Below are 20,289 nucleotides of genomic sequence, written 5' to 3' on the forward strand. Positions count from 1 at the left end.
CCGCGCCCCTTCCGGGGGCGCGGGGCCTTCGCCGTCGCCCGCCGCCGTGTCATGCCGGAACGGCGCGGGATGCCGATTCGGGTGGCTCCGCGCGGTAACTCGACACCAGGATGTCCCCAGGGGCACCCGGGGGTGCGGGGTGCCACACGGTCGATCACACCGCCGGATCCGGCAGAGAGCGGGTTGCGATGAACGACGCCATGGACGAGTACGACGTCGTGGTCCTGGGCGCGGGCCCGGTCGGCGAGAACCTGGCGGACCGCAGCCGCGCCGCCGGGCTCTCCACGGCCATCGTGGAGAGCGAACTGGTCGGCGGCGAATGCTCGTACTGGGCCTGCATCCCCAGCAAGGCGCTGCTGCGCCCGGTCATCGCCCGCGCCGACGCGCGCCGCGCGCCCGGGCTGCGCCAGGCGGTGGGCGGTCCGCTGGACGACGCCGCGGTCTTCGCCCACCGTGACTACTTCGTCTCCGACTGGAAGGACGACGGCCAGATCGGCTGGCTGGACTCGGCCGGCATCGACCTGCTCCGCGGCCACGGGAGGCTGACCGGTCCGCGCCAGGTCACGGTCACCGGCCCGGACGGGCAGCGGCGCGTCGTCACCGCGCGGCACGCGGTCGGCCTGTGCACCGGCAGCAGGGCCGCCCTGCCGGACATCCCCGGACTCGCCGAGGCCCGCCCCTGGACCAGCCGTGAGGCGACGAGCTCGTCCACGGTGCCGCGGCGGCTGGCCGTGGTGGGCGGCGGGGTGGTGGCCGTCGAGATGGCCACCGCGTGGAACGCCTTCGGCTCCGAGGTGACCCTGCTGATCCGCGGCACCGGGCTGCTGGAGCGGATGGAGCCGTTCGCGGGCGAGCAGGTGGCAGAGGCGCTGACCGAGGCCGGGGTGAAGATCCGCACTGGTACGTCGGTGACGGGCGTACGGCGCGACGGTACGGACGGGCCGGTCACGCTCACCCTCGAGGGCGGCGAGAGCGTCGAGGCGGACGAGGTGCTGTTCGCCACCGGCCGGGCGCCGCGCACCGACGACGTGGGCCTGGAGACCATCGGGCTGCGGCCCGGCAGCTGGCTGGACGTGGACGACACCCTCCGGGTGCGCGATGTGCCCGGCGGCTGGCTGTACGCCGTGGGCGATGTGAACCACCGTGCGCTCCTCACCCACCAGGGCAAGTACCAGGCCAGGATCGCGGGCGCGGCGATCGGCGCACGGGCGCAGGGCGTTCCGCTGCTGGAGACCGACCGCTGGGGCGCGCACGCGGCGACCGCGGACACCGCGGCCGTACCGCAGGTGGTCTTCACCGACCCCGAGGTCGGCGCGGTCGGGCTGACCGCGGCCGAGGCCGAGGCGCAGGGGCGCAGCGTCCGGGTCGTCGACTACGACATGGGCCAGGTGTCGGGCGCGGCCCTCTACGCGGACGGCTACCGGGGCCGGGCGCGGATGATCGTGGACCTGGACCGGGGCCATCTCATCGGCGTCACCTTCGTGGGCCCGGGCGTGGGGGAGCTGGTGCACTCGGCCACGGTGGCGGTGGCGGGCGAGGTCCCGGTGGAACGGCTGTGGCACGCGGTTCCGTCGTTCCCGACGATGAGCGAGATCTGGCTGCGGCTGCTCGAGGCGTATCGCGGCTAGCCGCGTCGGCCGGGGTTCGCCCCGCCGGCCCGCTGTGAGGCCGGTCCGGCGCCGTGCGGTCGACCGCAACTTCGGCGCCCCGCTACCCGTGGCTGATGCGACATGGCTGTGGCCTGGTGGCGCAGTGGTGCGGTGGGGGCTGGTGGTTCTCACCGCACCATATGGGGCGCGCGGGGGCGCCCGGCTTCACTCCGGTGCGCCCCCGGCCGTTCCCCGCGGTGCCCTCGGCGGCCCTGGCGGGTCAGTGCACGACGACCATCGCCAGCCAGCCGCCCGCGACCAGCAGGCACGCGAACAGCTCGACCAGCACGCTGGTGCCGATCGCCCGCATCACCGTCCGCGTCGACACCCATGCCTCCCCGTGTCCGCCCAGCCGGTGTCGCTCCGCGCCGTAGATCCCGGCCACGAAGCCGATGGGCGCGCCGATAACCGGGAGTACGAAGAAGCCGACGATGCCCGCGATCCCGGCCAGCAGGAACGTCCTCCGGGTGATGCCCGCCCCGCGCATCCGGCGGGCGGGCAGCAGCCATTTCACGGCCTGCTCGAGCAGCAGCAGCGCGGTGGCCCCGGCCAGAAAGGCCCAGGCCGGGCCGGTCTTCTCGGTGAGTGACCACCACAGCGCCGCGGCCCACACGATGACCGGGCCGGGCAGTCCCGGTACGACCACGCCGACCAGGCCCAGCAGCATGACCAGGCCGCACAGGACCAGCTGCCACGTCGCCATGTCACCAGGCTGCCGGACGCGACGGCCGAACGCCCACGGGCAGCGGCATGGTGTTGCCGTGAAGCCTTGCTGTGGACAATGTGGGGATGAGCCAGCAGGGGGACAAGCGCGGTCACGAGGACGACTGGTGGGGCGAGTTGTACGACCCGCGTCGGGCCGACGCGGGACCCGCCGCGGCGACGGACTCCGTCGACGACCGGTTCGACTCGGCCGCCCGCACACTCGGCTGCCGCCCCGGCGGCACCGGGACGCGGCCCGCCGCGGGGGCTCCGTGGGGGTCGCGGGAGGAGCGGGGCGGTGCCGCACCGGGGCCGGACGCCGCCGAGGGAGGTGGCCCGCAGGGGTGGCGATCTCCCCGCGGTGAAGGCCCCGGCGCCGCACCGCCCCCCGACCCCGCCCCGGCCGCGTCCGCCCCCAGCGACACTGCGGACTCCGTCGCCCGCGACGACCGGGATACCGCCGCTCGGCCCGCCCCGGACCGGTCCGCCCGCAACGGTGATCCGGGATCCACGCCCGGCCGTCCCGCTGCCACCGGCGGGGACGCTTCCGCTCGGCCGGACCGAGACGTCTCCGAGCCGCCTGGCCCGGGCTTGTCCGCCGGCAGCGGCACTCCGGACTCCGCCGCCCGGCGCGGCCAGGGCTCTGCCCCCGACGGCCGACGGACTTCCGGGCGGTCCGACCTGGCCCCGTCAGCTCGAGGCAGGGGTCCCGGCTCCGCGCCGCACGGGCATGCCCCTGCTGGCCGAGACTCCGCGGCCCGCGAAGGCCAAGGCTCTGCCAAGGGGGCCGCCCCGGCCCCGTCGGCCGATAGCGGCAGTCCGGACTCTGCCGCCCGGCCGGATCCGGGCGCGTCTGACGGGCCCTCCGCCGCTCCTGACGGCCGAGGTGCTGCCGGTCTCTCCGGTTCCGCCTCGTCCATCCGCAACGGTGGTCCGGGGTCCACATCCGAGCCGCCGGGCCGGGACCCGTCCGCCCGTAGCGGCGGGACAGGCTCCGGCGGCCGGAATGCCTCCGCCCGGAGCGACTCGGGCGCGGCGGGCCGCGGTCCGGGTGCCGCATGGCCCCGTCCGGGCGCTTCCGCCCCCGCCGGGGCCCACGGCACCGGTACCGCCTCGCCGCGGGCGTCCGCTGCCCGGTCGTCGGGTCGCCCGCCGGGCGGGACCGCGGCGCGGCCGTGGCGGGCGGCTGAGGTCGGGTTCGTGGGGAGCGGGCCGCCGACCTACGAGGGCGAGCCGACGACCCTGCCCGTCGCCGATCCCGAGGAGCTCGGCGAGCTGGTGCCCGACACCGTGCTGGACGGCGCCCGCTACGGCACGTTCACCCTCCGCGCCGCCTCGTTGCGCGGCGATTCGGCCCGCTACCGCGGGGAGCCCCGCCGGGACGCGCTGCTGACGGCGCGGTTCGGGACCGGCGACAGCGCCCTGGTGCTGGTCGTCGTGGCCGGTGGGGTGCGCGCGGCGCCCCGGTCACAGCACGCCGCGCGCGAGATGTGCGAGTGGATCGGCGGCGCGGTCGGCCGCAGCCGCGTCCGGCTGGCCGACGATCTGCACACCGCCGACCGCGGCGCCCTCAAGTCCGGGCTGCACCGGCTGACCGCGCGCGGCTACGGCAGGCTGCGCGCCCGCGCCACCACGCTCGGCCTGGACCCGGCCGAGTACACCGCCTCGGTGCGCTGTCTGCTGCTGCCCGCCCATCCGGCCTGCCGCACCCGGGTGTTCTTCGGTGTCGGCGGGGGAGGGGCGTTCCGGCTGCGCGCGGGCGGCTGGCAGGACCTGGAGCCCGTGCCGGGGGAGCCGGACACCATGAGCGGCCCGCTCCAGGCGCCGCCCCCGGAGCCGGACATCCCGGCCACGTCCCCGCAGGACCCGGCATCCGCCCACGACATCACGCCCGGCACCCCCGTCGGCGGACCGTTCCTCTTCCGCGCCTCCGTCGCCCGTCCGGGCGACACCCTGCTGCTCTGCGGTGAGGGCCTCGCCGGACCCCTGCGCGGCGAGGCGGCGCTCGCCGACCACTTGGCCGAACGCTGGGCAGGGCCGGAGCCGCCGGGGCTCGCCGCCTATCTCGCCGATGCCCAGACACGGGTGAAGGGCTACGCCGACGACCGTACGGCGGTGGCCGTCTGGGAGGCGTGAGCGCGTCGTCCGTGGGTTGATGGACGGGGGCGGACGGACCCCGGCGGCCCGGGACGGAAGGGATGAGGCGCGCGATGGCCAAGCAGACGGTGGCGGAGCAATGCGTGGACATCCTGGTCCGCGCCGGGGTGCGACGGCTGTACGGGGTGGTCGGCGACAGCCTCAACCCCGTGGTGGACGCGGTCCGCCGCAACGCCGCCATCGACTGGATCCAGGTGCGCCACGAGGAGACCGCCGCCTTCGCCGCGGGCGCCGAGGCGCAGCTCACCGGAACCCTCGCCGCCTGCGCGGGCTCCTGCGGCCCCGGAAACCTCCACCTGATCAACGGCCTCTATGACGCCCACCGCTCGATGGCACCGGTACTGGCCCTCGCCTCCCACATCCCCAGCAGTGAGATCGGTACCGGCTACTTCCAGGAGACCCATCCGGACCAGCTGTTCCGCGAGTGCAGCCACTACTGCGAGCTGATCTCCAGCCCCCAGCAGATGCCGCGGGTCCTGCAGACCGCCGTCCAGCACGCGATCGGCCGCGGCGGGGTCAGTGTGGTCACCCTGCCCGGTGACATCGCCGCCCGTCCGGCCCCCGAGCGTGCCGAGGAACACGCCCTGGTCACCTCGCGGCCCACGGTACGGCCCGGCGACGCGGAGATCGACGAGCTGGCGCGCATGGTGGACGCGGCGGACCGGATCACGCTCTTCTGCGGCAGCGGCACCGCCGGGGCGCATGACGAGGTGATGGAGTTCGCCGAACGGGTGAAGGCGCCGGTGGGCCACGCCCTGCGCGGCAAGGAGTGGATTCAGTACCAGAACCCCTTCGACGTGGGCATGAGCGGACTGCTCGGCTACGGCGCGGCCTACGAGGCCACCCACGAATGCGATCTGCTGATGCTGCTGGGCACCGACTTCCCCTACGGCGCCTTCCTCCCGGACGATGTGACCACCGTGCAGGTCGATGTACGCCCCGAACACCTGGGCCGCCGCTCCAAACTGGACCTCGCGGTGTGGGGCGACGTCCGCGAGACACTGCGCTGTCTGACGCCGAAGGTACGTCCCAAGACGGACAGCCGCTTCCTGGAGCGGATGCTGAAGAAGCACGCGGAGGCGCTGGAGGGCGTGGTCCGGGCGTACACCCGCAAGGTCGAGAAGCACGTCCCGATCCACCCGGAGTACGTGGCCTCGGTGCTGGACGAGGAGGCCGCGGACGACGCGGTCTTCACCGTCGACACCGGGATGTGCAACGTCTGGGCGGCCCGTTACCTCACTCCCAACGGCCGCCGCCGGGTGATCGGTTCGTTCACCCACGGCTCGATGGCCAACGCGCTGCCGCAGGCCATCGGCGCCCAGTTCCTGGACCGCCGCCGCCAGGTGGTGTCGATGTCCGGGGACGGCGGATTCACCATGCTGATGGGCGACTTCCTCACCCTCGTCCAGTACGACCTGCCGGTGAAGGTGGTCCTGTTCAACAACTCCTCGCTGGGCATGGTCGAGCTGGAGATGCTGGTGTCGGGGCTGCCCGCCTACGGCACCGGCAACCACAACCCCGACTTCGCCGCCCTCGCCGAGGCGGCCGGGGTCCACGCCGTGCGGGTGGAGAAGCCCAAGCACCTGCGGTCGGCGCTGCGCGACGTCCTGCGGCACAAGGGGCCCGCGCTCGTGGACGTGGTGACCGACCCCAACGCGCTGTCCATCCCGCCGAAGATCAGGGCCGAGATGGTGACCGGGTTCGCGCTGTCCGCCAGCAAGATGGTGCTGGACGGCGGCGTCGGCAGGATGGTGCAGATGGCCCGCTCCAATCTGCGCAACGTGCCGCGTCCCTGACCGCCCGTACGGCATGGCCTAGGCGGGACGCTCCCCCCACTGCGGTGTCGGCGGCTCCCCGGCGGGCCGGGTGATGGGCCTGCCCTCGGCCCAGTCGCGATAGCCGACCGTGAACGGATCGTGGTCGTACCTCGCCAGGTAGCCGGTGTGCCGGACCGGGATGTCGAAGGTCATCTCCACGGGGAGGTAGGAGCGGTCGGTGGTGAGGGTGAAGGTGACCGTGGCGTCCGCGGGCGCCTTGGTGAGGTAGGGCCGGTAGAAGAAGCCCCCGGCCGGGTCGTCGGCGAGGGCGCTCAGCGGGGCCCGGCCGGTCAGCACACGGGTTCCGGCGGTCTCCCGCTCCCGGAAGTCGCGTGCCCGGCCCAGCAGTTGCGCGATATTCGCGGGCGAGGCGATCCAGCGGGTCTGGAGGGCGTTGCCGACCTGGGTGTCCTGGCTGGCGGACGCCCGGTCGACGACGGTCGTGGGCCCGTAGGCCGAAGGGCCGGTCTCGGCCGGGGTGTTGTCGGGGGTGATCCAGGCGCGGTCGCCGATCACCACCACATCGGGCGGGAACCACGGGTCCTCACCGGGTTCGTAGAGCACATGCGTCGCCGCGGACACGGTGCCGTCGGCCGACATGTCGATACGGCCGCTCCCGTTGAACTGCGCGGGGTCGCTGAGGTTGCGGGCCTTGATATCGAAGGTCACGAGCCTCTTGCCGGTCATCGCCCGGGTGACGGAGGCGGCCACCCGGTCCTGGGCGCGGGCCGGTGGCGCGTCGTCACCGGTGGACCAGGCCCGCAGCGCGAGCAGCGCGACGACGCCCACGGTGGCGGCGACGGCCGCGGCGCCGATGCGGAGTGTTCGCGACCGCCGCGCGGCACCTGGTGCGCCACTCGGCGGCGGGCCCGGGGGAGGTGGCGGGAGCGGGCTGTCCGAGGGGAGGGAGGCGGAGGCGTTGGCGGTGCGGATCCGGGTCTCGACGCGGTCGCGCAGGGCCATTCCGGCGGCCACCGGCAGCAGGACGGGCGCGTAGGGGCGGATCAGCCGGGTCTTCGTCGCACGGCAGACGGCACAGTCGTCGCAGGTCTTGCAGGTGTCCATATGGCGCAGGATGCGCAGGCGCAGCACCTTGGTGAAGTTCTCGCCGTCCCAGGCGGCCTGATCCAGCAGCCGGGCCAGTTCGGGACAGTGCGGTCTGCCGTCCTTGGCCAGTACATAGGCGCCGAACCCCTTGGTCAGCCGCTGTTTGTTCTCCCAGGTGTCGTCGTTGGCCTCCTTCTCGCTGACGCCGAGGGCCGCGGCCAGGGCCTTGCCGCGGAGGTGCTGACGGGTGCTGAGCTGGAAGATCCGCCGCTGGGGCTCGGTGAAACTGGCGGCGACCACGTCCAGGATGCGGTCGACCTCGGCGAGCCGCGCCCGGCTCACCGACTCCCAGGTGTCGTCCGCCACCTCCGCCGGTAACCCGGGGCCGGCCGGGCCGCGGCGACGCAGCTCCTCGGAGCAGCGGTGCCGGGCGATGCCGTACAGCCAGGCGCGCAGCTTGTGCGGCTCCCGTGGCGGCCGCCCCGCGTTCAGATCGTGGTACGCCGCGGTGAGGGCCGCCGCGGCGGCCGACTCGGCGGCGTCCGGATCGTCGGGCAGCAGCGACGCGCACCGGTACAGCACGGCGTCCGCGTGCCGTTCGTGGATCCGGGTGAACGCGGCCTCCCGGGCGGCGGTTCCGCGCGCCTCCAGGAAGGCCCGCACCAGCTCCGCGTCGCTCGCCCGGTCCGTGGCTCCGGTGTGCTCCACAACGTCCTCCCCCACTTTTCGGGGGAGATTCCGCGCCCTCTCGCCCCAACCCTCCACACGGCGCCAGCCATGGGAGGAACATGAACGTCCGTCGCCTCGCCGCCCCGGTCGCGGCGCTCCCCGCCGCGGTGGGGCTGGTGCTCCGGCGCGCACCGGAGCTGCCACGGCTGTACCGGACGCGTCACTTCACACGCCGGGTCACGGACGGTGTCGCGCGTGCCACCGGCGCGCGGGGCACCGGTGTCCCACCGTCCCCGTCGCCGAACGGCGCGCCGCCGACGACGAGGAACATAGCGTGAGATGAAAGGGCAAGACAGGTATTCGGCCGATGTGGGGGAGATCGACCGTCTGGGCGGCTCCCCCCGCTGCGGAGCCTTACCCGGACACCGGCCGCAGCCGCAGGGTGAGGATCTGGTGCGGACGCAGGGCCAGACTCAGCCCGGCGGCACCGGCCGCGGCGGGCCGCAGCGGCCGCTCCAGCAGATCGGTCACCTCCGCCCGGGTCACCGGGAACCCGGTGACCAGCGTGCCCGCCGCCCGGCCGCCGTGCGACTCGTACAGCCGCACCACCACATCGCCGCTGCGGTCCTCGGCCAGTTTGACCGACTCCACCGTGATCGCCGGGTTGTCCACCGAGACCAGCGGCGCCAGCGCCGCGGGACCGGAGGGCAGCGGGCGCAGCGGCAGGTTGAGCGCCAGCCCCCCGGCCACCGCGTCCCCCACGTCCGCGCCCGGCAGCAGGGCGTAGCGGAACCGGTGGGTGCCGAGGTCGGTCTCCGGGTCCGGGCTGTGGGGGCTGCGCAGCAGCGTCAGCCGTACGGTCGTGCCCAGCACCTCCTGCCCGTCACCGTCCGCCGCCTCGCCCTCCTCCCCGTCCGGCACCCGGTGCGCGGTGCGGGTCACATCGTGGCCGTACGTCGAGTCGTTGAGCAGCGCCGCCCCGTACCCGGGCTCGGCCACCCGCAGCCAGCGGTGGGCACAGATCTCGAAACGGGCCGCGTCCCAGCCGGTGTTGGTGTGGGTCGCGCGGTCCACATGGCCGAACTGGATCTCCGCGGTGGACACCCGGGCGTGCACATCCAGCGGGAACGCGGCCTTGAGTACCTTCTCCGACTCCTGCCAGTCCACCTCGGTGGCGATGTCGAGACGGCGGCTGCCCGCGGCCAGGGTGAGGTCCTGGACCACCCGTGAGGCGCCGAAGGAGCGCACCACGCGCACCGTGGCCCGCAGCGGTCCGGACTCGGTCAGCTCGACGTGCTCGGCGTCGGTGAGGTCGGTGCGGGTGCGGCGGTAGTGCCGGTCGATGTCCCAGGCGTCCCACTGGTTGGGGTGGTCGGGGTGGAGCTGGAGGAGGTTGCCACGGGCGCCGGGCGCCAGCACCTCACGGCCCGCGTCCAGGTCCAGTACGGACGTCAGCAGCCCGTCGGCGTCGATGGTCACCCGCAGCCGGTCGTTGTCGAGCACGATGCTGTGGCCGTCGCTCAGCGCGGTCACCCCGGGCTCGCCCGGGGTGGCGGCGGCCGGGAGCGCCGCGACGCCCAGCCCGGCCACCCGCACCGGCACCGCCGTCCGCCCCCCGCCCAGCGCCTGGGAGGGGGTCTCCGGCGGGAGTGCCGAAGCGGTCCGCGCGTCCACCACGGCCACCTCCTCGCGTTCGTACGGCGAGGCGTTGAGCACCGCGGGGCCGCCGCCGCCCAGCGCCGCCACCGCCGTGGCGACGATCCCCTCCAGCTCCGCGAAGACCCGCTCATAGGTCTCCCGGGCCTCGCGGTGCACCCAGGCGATCGACGAGCCCGGCAGGATGTCGTGGAACTGGTGCAGCAGCACCGTCTTCCAGATCCGGTCCAGGTCGTCGTACGGATAGGCGTAGCCGGGGGCGTGCAGCGCGGCCGTGGTGGCCCACAACTCCGCCTCGCGCAGCAGGTGTTCACCGCGCCGGTTGCCCTGCTTGGTCTTGGCCTGTGTGGTGTACGTGGCCCGGTGCAGTTCCAGGTACAGCTCCCCGGACCACACCGGGGCCTTGGCTCCGTACTCCCGCTCGGCCTCGGTGAAGAACACCGACGGCTTGTGGATCTCCACCCGGGGCGAACCCTCCAGCGAGCCCAGCCGCCGCGCCTTCTCCAGCATCTCGCGGGTGGGCCCGCCACCGCCGTCGCCCCAGCCGAACGGCACCAGGGAGCGGGTGGCGAGGCCCTTGTCGGCGAAGTTGCGCTCGGCGTGCGCCAGTTCGCCCGCGTGGAACTGGGCGTTGTAGGTGTCCACCGGCGGGAAGTGGGTGAAGACCCGGGTGCCGTCGATGCCCTCCCACCAGAAGGTGTGGTGCGGCATCTTGTTGGTCTGGTTCCACGACAGCTTCTGGGTGAGGAACCACTTGACCCCCGCCAGCTTCGCCAGCTGCGGGAAGGCGGCCGTGTAGCCGAAGGAGTCCGGCAGCCAGATCTCCTCGGTCTCCACCCCCAGCTCCTCCAGGAAGAACCGCTTGCCGTGCACGATCTGCCGGGCCAGCGCCTCCCCGCCGGGCATATTGGCGTCCGACTCCACCCACATCGAGCCGACCGGCGCCCAGTTGCCGTCCGCCACCGCCTTCTTGATGCGCTCCCAGATCTGCGGCTGGTGCTCCTTGACCCATGCGTACTGCTGCGCCTGGGAACAGGCGAAGACCAGCTCGGGGTAGTCGCCCGCGAGCGCGGTGACATTGGCGAAGGTGCGGGACGCCTTGCGCACGGTCTCGCGCAGCGGCCACAGCCACGCCGAGTCGATATGGGCGTGTCCGGTGGCCGAGACCCGGTGGGCGCTGGCGTGCGCGGGACGGCTGAGCGCGTCGGCCAGTTCGGCGCGGGCGGCTGCCGCGGTGCCCGGTACGTCGTGCAGATCGAGGGCGTCCAGCGCGTTCTCCAGCGCGCGCAGGATCTCATGGCGGCGCGGCCGGTCCGCGGGGAGTTCGCGCATCAGCTCCGAGAGCACCTCGATGTCCAGCACCAGGTGCCAGACGTTCTCGTCCAGCACGGCGAGGTCGGCCGAGGCGAAGCGGTACAGCGGACGGTCCCCGGCGGTCAGGACGTCGCCCAGTGCCGTGGGCACGAAACCGTCGCGCAGAACGGCCGGGTTGGCGGCCGCCTCCAGCAGCAGCCGCACCGGTTCACCGCCCTCGGCCGGGGCCGCGACCGGGATGTGGCGGTTGCGCGGGTGGATGCCCTTCAGCGGCACCCCGTGGGCGTCGTACACCAGCCCCTCGGCCTGGAACCCGGGGCCGTCACCGCTGAAACCGGGGTCGATCACGGCTTCGACCCGGCGGCCGGCCCATTCCGCGGGGACCGCCCCCTCCAGCCGGAACCACCAGGTCGACCAGGGGCTGCCCCAGTCGGTGCCGGTCTCGAACCGTTCGTACGCGGCCTCCAGCGCCTCGCCGACCGGCACCGGTTCCCCCGGTGCCCGCCAGGCGAACAGGGCCAGCGGTACCCGCTCCGGATACTGGGCGGGCCGGATGAACTGGTTCAGCGCCCGGTCCAGGCGTCCTTCCACCAACAGTCGGTCGTCGTGCATCTCGGCTCCTCGGGCTCTGCGCGGGGCGGATCACTCCCAACAGTTCCCTCGGTGTGTGGGCGGCAACACGCGGGCATGCATTCCCGTGAGCGTGTTCGACGGCATGCGACGCGGCCGCCCGCCCGGGGCGGGCGGCCGGGGCGGGGGAGGATGAAGCGTCAGTGTGTACGGCCGGGCCGGGTGCCGGTCGGCCGTCCGGATCCGGATCCGAGGACGAAGGCTGCGGAGGCTGTCCAGGTGGAGCGGGGCCCGGTCCTCAGCAAACGGTTGGCGCGGGACGAACTGGCCGCGGTGGCTCAGGTGCGGGCGGAGCTGAGGCTGATGCTGCGGCACTGGGGCGGACCGGGCCGGGCCGATCTCGCCGAGCTGCTCATCAGCGAGCTGGTGACCAACGCGCTGGTGCACACCGGCCGCGGCGCCCAGGTCTCGGCCACCCTGGGGGAGGGGCCCGGTGCGCAGGCGGCAGGCCGATTACGGGTGGAGGTGCGGGATTTCGACGCGCGCCATCCGGTGCTGCGGGCCCGGCCTCCCGAGGACGCCACCTCCGGGCGCGGGCTGCTGCTGGTCCACTCGCTCGCGGACGCGTGGGGCGTACGCACCCATGGGGTGGGCAAGGCGCTGTGGTTCGAGCTGGAGGCCGACGGCCTCGTGGAGTGACCCCCGCGGACCCGGCGCCGGGCGGACGGCCGCGGAACGGTGCGGAACGGTGGGGAACGCCTGGGAAAGCCCGGGAAAGCGACGACGGGCGGGCGACGGCGGAGGAGTGCCCCGCCGACGCGACCGCCCGTCGGTGTCGGTGTTCAGCCGAAGGCGCGCTCGATCTGCGCCAGCTTCTCCTCCAGCGAGTCCAGCCGGGGGAGGGTCAGGGTGTCGTCCTCGGCGGTGAGGTCGACGGTGCGGGAACGGTCGGCTTCGGCGTCCTTGTCCTTGTCCAAGGCCGCGTCAGGGTCACCGAAGCCGAAGCTGAAATCCCGGTCACGGTTCCAGTCCCCGCTGTCGCTGTCAGCGGTGGTCGTGGACCGGAGGGCGGGACGGGTGGCGGACCCGGACAGCCGGGAGGGCTCGGCGCCGCCGGCCGGTTCCAGCACCTTCTCCCCTATGGCAGGCTCCGAACTCAGCTGCGCGGGACGGTCGGTGGTGACGGCGACGTCGACCTGACGGCCACCGCGGCGGCCCCACGCCCGGTGCTGCCGGTTGAGCGCGCGGATCCGCGCCCGGTCCAGCCGCTCCTGTTCCCGCTGGCGCTTGCGGTTGTTCTCCTTCTCGCGGCGGTCCTCACGGACCTCCTCGACCGCCTCGTCCAGCGTCCGCACACCCTCCAGCAGCATCAGCGACCAGGCGGCGAAGGTCTCACGGGGAGCGCGCAGCCAGCGGACGATGCGGATCTGCGGCAGCGGCCGCGGCACCAGGCCCTGTTCGCGCAATGCCGAGCGGCGGGTCTGCTTGAGCGCGCGGTCGAACAGGACCGCGGCCGACAGCGACATGCCCGCGAAGAACTGCGGGGCGCCCGCGTGGCCCATACCGCGCGGCGCGTGCACCCAGTTGAACCAGGCGGCGGCACCCGCGAACATCCACACCAGCAGCCGGGAGCCGAGCGCCGCGTCACCGTGGCTGGCCTCGCGCACCGCGAGCACCGAGCAGAACATGGCGGCGCCGTCGAGGCCGAACGGGACCAGGTACTCCCAGCCGCCGGTGAGCGCCAGGTTCTCCCGGCCGAAGCCGACCAGGCCCTGGAAGGAGAGCGCGGCGGCCACTCCGGCGCAGCAGAACAGCAGTACATACGAGGCCATCCCGTAGATGGCCTCCTTCCTCCGGCGCCGCTCCTCGCTGCGCTCCCAGGAGTCCACGGGACCGCTGTCGGACTTCTTCTCGCTGCGGCCGCGGGCGAGGATCACCACCGCCCCGACGACACCGAGGAGTGCCACGAGAACGGGCAGGGCCCAGCCCAGCGATATGTCGGTCAGTCTCATCCGGTGCCCCTTGCCTCGCTTCCGTGAAGTCCTGGCCGCAGTGCGGCCCACACGCGCGACATACTGACGGAATCAGGACCGGCTTCGAGCGGTTTCCGGACAAGAGTCCGCCAAGTGGGCGGGAGGACACGCGGATAGGTGCGTTACGGTTCGAACGCTCGCTCTGTGCAAGCCGCTTGATTCTATTCACGGAACCCGGTCACGCGTAATCCGTACCTCAGTTCGCCACCCGTCGGGCGATCCGGTCCGCGTCGGCGGTGCGCGGACAGGTCAGACACGGCTCGTCCGGCCGCAGTGTGTAGAAGAGGCAGCAACTGGCCCGGTTCCGGGTGACGGCCGGACCGCCCTCGGCCCCGGCCAGCTCGCGGAACGCGGCCCCGGCCGGATAGAGGTCACCGGGGCCCGGCAGCAGCGCCGTCAACTCCGCCACCGCGCGCGGCTCTTCCCCCAGCAGTCCGCCGACGTGCCACAGCCCTTCGGTGATCTCGTCCGCCGCCATCCGCCACAGCGCGCGGGAGCCACGGCGCATCCGTGGCCGGAATCCGTCCAGCACCGGGCCGAGGTGCTCGGCCACGGCCGCGCGGAGCTCGGCGCGCAGCGCCTCCTCGTCCGCGACCGGCCGGGCGCCGGGCAGCGCCGCCGCCGGATCGTCCGTCAGGCACGCGAACTCGCCCGCGCGCACCGCGATCCGGCCCCGTGTCCGGTGGTACGAGACCCGGTCGACCGGCAGCCGCGGCACCCGGCGCCGCAGGAACCATGGGACGGTGAACAGCAGACAGATGTGCCAGGCGTAGCGGTGCAGTCCGAACCCGGCGATGACGTCCGTGCGGGCCCCCGGTCCGTAGTCCCGCTCCACCTGCGCCTCGTCCCAGGCGAGGAAGGAGTCCAGCGCGGGGCCGCCCGCGGCGAGGTCCGCCGCGTGCGTCCAGCCGCGGCCGGTGGGCGGCACCGGGCCGGTGCGCACCGTGACCGTGCAGGAGGGGAGGACCTCCGCCAGCCGCTCGTACGCGCCGAGCACCGCCCGGACGCCGACGGGACCGGTGTCTGCGGATGCGGTATGGACCGGGTGGAGCGCGGGCACGGACATGCGGGACCACCGATTCGCGGAAGCTGAGCGAGGTTAGCCTAACCTTACTTGATGTTACCCGGGGTTTGACCTCACGCGGCGGCCGCATATCGTTTCGATGGCATGTCAGGAGGAGCCGAGTGGAGCAGGCCAAAGCGGAGGCGGCCACGGAGCCGCAGCCCCCGTCCGGTGTGCCCGCGGCGCGCCGGTTCCCCCGGCGTCACTCCGTCCGCGGGCAGATCCTGGACGCCCTGCGGGACGCGCTGGTCGGCGGTGAGCTGACCCCGGGCGAGGTCTACTCCGCCCCCGCCCTCGCGGAGCGTTTCGGCGTCTCTCCCACCCCGGTGCGCGAAGCCATGCAGCAGCTCGCGGGCGAGGGTGCCGTCGAGGTCGTCCCCAACCGCGGTTTCCGGGTCGCCCGGCGCAGTGCGCGGGAGCTGGCGGAGCTCGCCGAGGTCCGCGCCCTGCTGGAGGTCCCCGTGGTGCTGGGGCTGGCCCAGGCCATCGCGCCCGAGCGCTGGGCGCTGCTGCGGCCCTTCGCCGAGGCCACGGCGGCGGCCGCGGCCAAGGGTGACCGGGCCGCCTATCTGGAGGCGGACCGCACCTTCCACCAGAGCGTGCTGAGCCTGTCCGGTAACCAGCAATTGGTGATCGTCGCCGATGAGCTCCACCGCCGTGCCCAGTGGCCCCGGGCCGGCGGCCGCCCGGTCCGCACGGCCGATCTGCTGGCGGACGCCGCCGAGCACACCGCCCTGCTCGACGCCCTGGCCGCCCGCGATCTGGGCACCGTGGAGTCCCTGGTCCGGGCACACTTCGGCGGGGCCTGACCGGCCCCGGACGCGAGCGGGCGGGCCGGCCCGGTGGATGTGGGGGTGCCGGGCGGCCCCCCACGGATCGCCCGGCACCCGGGCCGCCGACCCCGTGGTGTGCGAGGGCCCGTCTTCAAAGGGTCCGCCCTGCTCCCGACGCCTGGCACGGCACCTCGCCGTGTTGTCGGAGTCGCCCGAGTACGCCCAGTACGAGGGCGATCCTCCGCCTTGCGGGCTGCCGCACCAGACGCCGGCCGCGGCCGGACGTCCCCTGTGAAGACGGACGCTAGGAGCCGCGGCCGTCCAGAGGTGGTTCGGTGTGCCCTAACTGCTCGGCCAGCCACACCGGGACGCCACCGAGCAGCCGCACCAGACGGCCCGCCTCGGTGCGCATCCGTTCGGCCTCCTCGGGGTCCGGCTCCACATCGGCCAGGGCCGCCAGAGCCGGGGCGATGCCCACCAGGTAGCCCAGCTCCTCCCGGATGCGCAGTGATTCGGCGAAGCCGTGCCGGGCCTCGGGGAGATTGCCCTCCTCCTCGGCCATGGCGGCCAGATGGCGCCAGGTGGACGAGGTCAGCAGGGTGTCGCCGTGGGCCTCCGCGCCCGCGTGGGCGCGCTGGAAGGCGGCCTGGGCCCCGGTCGGGTTGTGGGCGAGGTGCTGGGAGATCAGCCCGCGGCGGAAGTCCAGCAGCGGGCGGGTCGGGGAGCCGGGCGCCAGCAGCGCCGCGGCGCGGCCGAGCGCGGTACGCGCCTCGTCGGCCCGGTCGCGGACGCTCAGCAGGGTGGAGGCGTAGGCGAGGTAGCCCCGCTCGCAGGCGGTCGCGCCCCGCTCGGCGTCGGTGAGCGCCAGGGCCTCCGCGGCCCGCAGCGCGTCCTCGGCCGCGTCCCATCCGGCGGAGGTGTACATACACCGTTCGGTCATGATGACGCTGCGCTTGAGCGCGGCCGAGGCGTCCGCCTCGGCATAGGGCGTGAGCAGTTCGGCGGCGTCCTTCCACAGACCGCGCGAGCGCAGCCGCCAGACCGCCGTGTCGAGTGGGGCGTCCCCGCGCCCCGCCGGAACGTCGGAACGTGTCTCGGAACGTTCCGCGGAATCGGAATTTGACGATCCAGGTGGTGACATGGCGGTGTCCGCCACATTGCCCTCCCCAAGCGCGCCATCGAGCCGGAAGCCGTGAGGCGAATCTCAGCATGAATGCGAGGGCGCGGCCAAGGGGTTGGTGTGAACGAATTCACAAAGCCCAGACCGGGGCGGTGGCTCCCAGGCGCATCGGTGGGGCGCGGGGGTGCGCACGGGGCTCGTGGGAGCGAGGCGGCTCACTTCCGGCGGCCGGCGGCCGGTCCGTGCCGGAGCCCCGGCGCGCGGTCCGTCCGTCAGCTCATGCGCAGCGCGAGGAAGAAGTCCAGCTTGTCCTCGAGCCGGGACAGTTCGCGCCCGGTCAGCTGCTCTATCCGGCCGACCCGGTAGCGCAGGGTGTTGACGTGGAGGTGCAGCCGCGCCGCGCACCGCGTCCAGGACCCGTCACAGGCGAGGAACGCCTCGAGCGTCGGGATCAGTTCGGCGCGATGACGCCGGTCGTACTCGCGCAGCGGATCGAGCAGCCGGGCGGTGAAGGCACGGCGGACGTCGTCCGGGACGAAGGGGAGCAGCAGGACATGCGAGGCCAGCTCCTGGTGACCGGCGGCGCAGACCCGTCCGGGGCGGGCGGCCGCGACCCGGCGGGCGTGCCGGGCCTCCTCCAGTGCGCCGCGCAGCCCGTCGGCGGAGGGGACGGCGGCGCTCACCCCGAGGGTGATCCGGCCGTCACCGTCCAGACCGCGGGTGAGCGGTTCGCGTACGGCGGCCAGCAGCGTGTCCGCGTGCAGCCCGGCGTCCAGCCCGGGTCCGTTCGCGGAGGCGTCGTCGCCCTCCGCGGAGTCCGGGCCCGCCGGGAGCGGTACGAGCGCCACCGCCTCCTCGCCGGTGTACGCCACGGCGATCCGGTCCGACAGCTCCGGCCCGGACGCGTCCGGGCCGACCAGGATCTCCTCCAGCAGCGCCTGGGCGACCGGCCCGCCGGGGATCCCGCCGTCCGTGGCCCCGGCCGGGGATGTCTCCCCGTTGTGCCCGTTCTCGCCGTTCCCGGTGAACCCCCACTCCACCCGGGCCACCACCACCTGCCAGTGCGGCGCCGAGCCGAGGCCGGGGAGCAGCACGGGGGCGGCCACCCGCAGCCGGGCCGCGGTCTCGGCGGGCGGGGCGCCGGTCTGGACCAGCTCCAGCACCTCCTGGGCCAGCCGCCGCCGCACGGTGCGGGCCGCGTCCCTGCGGTCGCGCTCGACCGCGATCAGCTGGGTGACCCCGCGCAGCAGGTCGAGCCGCTCCTCCGGCCAGTCGCCCGCGTCCGCGGCGACCACCAGCAGCCAGTCGGACAGGACGGTGTCGCGCACGTCCCCGGACTCACCGCCGCGGATGGGGAAGAGGGAGTAGACGGCGCCGTTCGCGGCGGTGACCCGCTGCGGGCCGCGCCGCCCCGTGCGCAGCGCCCCCAGCAGTTCGCCCGCCAGCTCGGCCCGGATCGCCGACGGCGGCTCGGGGGAGGGGCCGGGGGCGCTCGGGCCCGCGATCCGGCGTCCGGTGGAGGACAGCACCCAGGCGGGCAGATCGAGGTCGGAGCCCAGCAGGTCCAGGACGACCTCGGGGCCGCCACCCGCGGGGCCCGCGGTCATCAGCCGCCGGTGCCGCTCCACCACCGCCGCGAGGTCCCCGGCCCGCTCACCGGAGACCTGGCGCACCACATGCTCGGTGATCGACGCGAACGACACGTCCTCGACCACCGAGAACAGCGGCAGCCGGTGCTGTGCGCAGGCCACCACCAGGTCCTCGGGCACCGCGCCGAGCTCCGCCTCACCCGCCGCGAGCCCGGCCACCCCGGCGGCGGTCAGGATCCGTACGAACCGCTCGGAGTCGCCCGGCTCACGCCGCCAGGCCAGCCCGGTGAGCACCAGCTCCCCGCCGGACAGATAGCGGCTGGGGTCCCTGAGGTCGGTGGTCATGACGCCGCGGACGGTGCGGTCCAGCTCGTCCTCACCGCCGAGCAGACGAAGGCCCAGGAGGTCGGTCTCCAGCAGTGCGCGCAGCCGCATGGTGGTGCCAGCCGATCTTGTTCTTGTCACCGGTCGAATACCGCGAGGTTTCCACTCCCCGCTCTTCGTTCGAATCTACAAGACCAGCCCGCTGGCCAGCCAACTGCTTCATGCCTTCGGTGACTGCACCAGGTGGCCCACACCTCGGTCTACTGGCGGTAAGCCGCGTGCAGAGTTCTTGGGGGATGCCGGGTCGCCGTCCTCCCGCCCCCGCCCCGCCGAACCGAGAAGAGTGACCGATGGACTTTCTGCGTCCCGCCGGCTGGCGGGAGGCGCTCGCCGCGAAGGCGGAGCACCCCACCGCCGTGCCCATCGCGGGCGGCACCGATGTCATGGTCGAGATCAACTTCGACCATCGCCGGCCCGACGTCCTGCTCGATCTGAACCGCGTCGCCGAGCTGACCGAATGGGAGGTCGGCGAGCGCACGGTCCGGCTGGGCGCCGGTGTCCCCTACACCCGCATCATCGAGGAGCTGCGGACCGAGCTGCCGGGTCTGGCGCTCGCCTCGCACACCGTCGGCTCCCCGCAGATCCGCAACCGCGGCACGGTCGGCGGCAACCTCGGGGCCGCCTCGCCCGCCGGTGACTCCCACCCCGCGCTGCTCGCCGCCGGGGCCGAGGTCGAGGTGGAGTCGGTGCGCGGCACCCGGATGATCCCGGTCGAGGAGTTCTACACCGGGGTCAAGCGCAACGCCCTGGAGCCCGATGAGCTGATCCGGGCGGTGCACATCCAGAAGGCCGGAGGACCGCAGCAGTTCTCCAAGGTCGGCACCCGTAACGCCATGGTCATCGCGGTGTGCGCGTTCGCCGTGGCGCTGCACCCGCGCACCCGGACCGTCCGTACCGGTATCGGCTCCGCCGCGCCCACGCCGATCAGGGCGCGGACGGCGGAGGATTTCCTGAACGCCGCGCTGGCCGACGGCGGGTTCTGGGACAGCGGCGCCATCATCACCCCGTCGGTCGCCCGGCAGTTCGCCGAGCTGTGCGCCGGTGCCTGCAATCCGATCGACGACGTCCGCGGCAGCGCGGCCTACCGGCGCCACGCGGTGTCGGTGATGGCCCGCCGCACGCTGGGCTGGACCTGGCAGGCGTACCGCGAGGGGAACGGGAGGACCGTACAGTGCGCGTGAATTTCACGGTCAACGGGCGGCCGCAGCAGGCCGACGACGTCTGGGAGGGCGAGTCGCTGCTGTACGTGCTGCGGGAGCGGATGGGTCTTCCGGGCGCCAAGAACGCCTGTGAGCAGGGCGAATGCGGGTCCTGTACGGTCCGCCTCGACAATGTCCCGGTCTGTGCCTGTCTGGTCGCCGCCGGTCAGGCCGAGGGACGCGACGTGGTCACCGTCGAGGGTCTGGCGGAGTTCGCCGAGCGGCGCGGTGCCACCGCCCCCGGCCGCCCGGAGCAGGGCTCCGGCACCGGGCTGGACGAGGCCCGCCGCTGGCAGCCCGGCCCCGGTGGCAGTACCCCGCTGGCCCCGGTCCAGCAGGCGTTCATCGACGCCGGTGCCGTCCAGTGCGGCTTCTGCACCCCCGGACTCCTGGTCGCCGCGGACGAGTTGCTGGAGCGCAACCCGGAGCCGTCCGACGCCGACATCCGCGAGGCCCTGTCCGGCAATCTGTGCCGCTGCACCGGCTACGAGAAGATCCTCGACGCGGTCCGCCTGGCGGCCGCCCGCACCGGGGAGGAGGGCTGACC

14 protein-coding genes are annotated in these 20,289 nt (G+C 73.9%); 7 read left to right on the top strand and 7 right to left on the bottom strand.

The genetic code is table 11. From position 1 onward, the window contains the following. Positions 1 to 188: 188 nt before the first annotated feature. Positions 189 to 1,628 carry a dihydrolipoyl dehydrogenase family protein gene (locus AC07FT_RS06145; protein WP_471193124.1) on the top strand — a complete coding sequence of 480 codons (1,440 nt, stop codon included), beginning with the start codon at positions 189 to 191 and terminating at the stop codon, positions 1,626 to 1,628. 241 nt (positions 1,629 to 1,869) lie between these two features. On the opposite strand, the gene AC07FT_RS06150 is transcribed toward AC07FT_RS06145, so the two are convergent. Next, on the bottom strand, positions 1,870 to 2,352 hold the full coding sequence (locus tag AC07FT_RS06150; RefSeq protein ID WP_432038356.1) for a DUF456 domain-containing protein: 483 nt from the start codon (positions 2,350 to 2,352) through the stop codon (positions 1,870 to 1,872). 1,199 nt (positions 2,353 to 3,551) lie between these two features. Between AC07FT_RS06150 and AC07FT_RS06155 the strand changes: the two genes are divergently transcribed. Then, complete coding sequence (locus tag AC07FT_RS06155) at positions 3,552 to 4,487, top strand: protein phosphatase 2C domain-containing protein (protein WP_479174347.1); 936 nt, start codon at positions 3,552 to 3,554, stop codon at positions 4,485 to 4,487. A 74-nt stretch (positions 4,488 to 4,561) separates the two neighbouring features. Beyond that, complete coding sequence (locus tag AC07FT_RS06160) at positions 4,562 to 6,304, top strand: pyruvate dehydrogenase (protein ID WP_479174348.1); 1,743 nt, start codon at positions 4,562 to 4,564, stop codon at positions 6,302 to 6,304. An 18-nt stretch (positions 6,305 to 6,322) separates the two neighbouring features. On the opposite strand, the gene AC07FT_RS06165 is transcribed toward AC07FT_RS06160, so the two are convergent. Then, a complete protein-coding gene (locus tag AC07FT_RS06165) occupies positions 6,323 to 8,080 on the bottom strand; it encodes an RNA polymerase sigma factor (RefSeq protein ID WP_479174350.1) in 1,758 nt (585 codons plus the stop codon). 375 nt (positions 8,081 to 8,455) lie between these two features. Beyond that, on the bottom strand, positions 8,456 to 11,623 hold the full coding sequence (locus AC07FT_RS06170) for an alpha-mannosidase (RefSeq protein ID WP_479174352.1): 3,168 nt from the start codon (positions 11,621 to 11,623) through the stop codon (positions 8,456 to 8,458). Positions 11,624 to 11,773: 150 nt separating this feature from the next. Between AC07FT_RS06170 and AC07FT_RS06175 the strand changes: the two genes are divergently transcribed. Beyond that, positions 11,774 to 12,280 (top strand): ATP-binding protein, encoded by a 507-nt coding sequence (locus AC07FT_RS06175; protein ID WP_479174353.1) that lies wholly within the window; start codon positions 11,774 to 11,776, stop codon positions 12,278 to 12,280. Positions 12,281 to 12,423: 143 nt separating this feature from the next. Here AC07FT_RS06175 and AC07FT_RS06180 read toward each other — a convergent pair whose 3' ends face one another. Continuing rightward, positions 12,424 to 13,593 carry a DUF2637 domain-containing protein gene (locus tag AC07FT_RS06180; RefSeq protein WP_479174355.1) on the bottom strand — a complete coding sequence of 390 codons (1,170 nt, stop codon included), beginning with the start codon at positions 13,591 to 13,593 and terminating at the stop codon, positions 12,424 to 12,426. A 217-nt stretch (positions 13,594 to 13,810) separates the two neighbouring features. Then, positions 13,811 to 14,680, bottom strand: coding sequence for a (2Fe-2S)-binding protein (locus AC07FT_RS06185; RefSeq protein ID WP_479174357.1), 870 nt, complete (start codon positions 14,678 to 14,680; stop codon positions 13,811 to 13,813). Positions 14,681 to 14,766: 86 nt separating this feature from the next. On the opposite strand from AC07FT_RS06185, the gene AC07FT_RS06190 reads away from it, so the two are divergent. Further along, complete coding sequence (locus AC07FT_RS06190; RefSeq protein ID WP_479174530.1) at positions 14,767 to 15,486, top strand: GntR family transcriptional regulator; 720 nt, start codon at positions 14,767 to 14,769, stop codon at positions 15,484 to 15,486. Positions 15,487 to 15,754: 268 nt separating this feature from the next. On the opposite strand, the gene AC07FT_RS06195 is transcribed toward AC07FT_RS06190, so the two are convergent. Together AC07FT_RS06195 and AC07FT_RS06200 are read right to left on the bottom strand one after the other, a co-directional pair. Then, positions 15,755 to 16,606: a hypothetical protein gene (locus tag AC07FT_RS06195; RefSeq protein WP_479174359.1), complete on the bottom strand. Its 852-nt coding sequence runs from the start codon at positions 16,604 to 16,606 to the stop codon at positions 15,755 to 15,757. Positions 16,607 to 16,842: 236 nt separating this feature from the next. After that, positions 16,843 to 18,594 (bottom strand): PucR family transcriptional regulator, encoded by a 1,752-nt coding sequence (locus AC07FT_RS06200; protein WP_479174361.1) that lies wholly within the window; start codon positions 18,592 to 18,594, stop codon positions 16,843 to 16,845. 239 nt (positions 18,595 to 18,833) lie between these two features. Here AC07FT_RS06200 and AC07FT_RS06205 point away from each other — a divergent pair, with 239 nt between their 5' ends. Together AC07FT_RS06205 and AC07FT_RS06210 are read left to right on the top strand one after the other, a co-directional pair. Next, positions 18,834 to 19,724, top strand: a complete 891-nt coding sequence (locus AC07FT_RS06205; protein WP_479174363.1) for an FAD binding domain-containing protein — start codon at positions 18,834 to 18,836, stop codon at positions 19,722 to 19,724. Continuing rightward, positions 19,715 to 20,287 (top strand): (2Fe-2S)-binding protein, encoded by a 573-nt coding sequence (locus AC07FT_RS06210; protein WP_479174364.1) that lies wholly within the window; start codon positions 19,715 to 19,717, stop codon positions 20,285 to 20,287. Before AC07FT_RS06205 ends, AC07FT_RS06210 begins: the two co-directional genes overlap by 10 nt. Positions 20,288 to 20,289 lie beyond the last annotated feature (2 nt).

The organism is Streptomyces sp. NPDC045899 (assembly GCF_056431485.1).

Bases quoted from the DNA above. Each gene is read 5' to 3' on its own strand.
- AC07FT_RS06200 (WP_479174361.1), bottom strand. From the start codon at position 18,594: ATGCGGCTGCGCGCACTGCTGGAGACCGACCTCCTGGGCCTTCGTCTG.
- AC07FT_RS06175 (WP_479174353.1), top strand. From the start codon at position 11,774: ATGAAGCGTCAGTGTGTACGGCCGGGCCGGGTGCCGGTCGGCCGTCCG.
- AC07FT_RS06160 (WP_479174348.1), top strand. From the start codon at position 4,562: ATGGCCAAGCAGACGGTGGCGGAGCAATGCGTGGACATCCTGGTCCGC.
- AC07FT_RS06170 (WP_479174352.1), bottom strand. From the start codon at position 11,623: ATGCACGACGACCGACTGTTGGTGGAAGGACGCCTGGACCGGGCGCTG.
- AC07FT_RS06150 (WP_432038356.1), bottom strand. From the start codon at position 2,352: ATGGCGACGTGGCAGCTGGTCCTGTGCGGCCTGGTCATGCTGCTGGGC.
- AC07FT_RS06180 (WP_479174355.1), bottom strand. From the start codon at position 13,593: ATGAGACTGACCGACATATCGCTGGGCTGGGCCCTGCCCGTTCTCGTG.
- AC07FT_RS06205 (WP_479174363.1), top strand. From the start codon at position 18,834: ATGGACTTTCTGCGTCCCGCCGGCTGGCGGGAGGCGCTCGCCGCGAAG.
- AC07FT_RS06185 (WP_479174357.1), bottom strand. From the start codon at position 14,680: ATGTCCGTGCCCGCGCTCCACCCGGTCCATACCGCATCCGCAGACACC.
- AC07FT_RS06145 (WP_471193124.1), top strand. From the start codon at position 189: ATGAACGACGCCATGGACGAGTACGACGTCGTGGTCCTGGGCGCGGGC.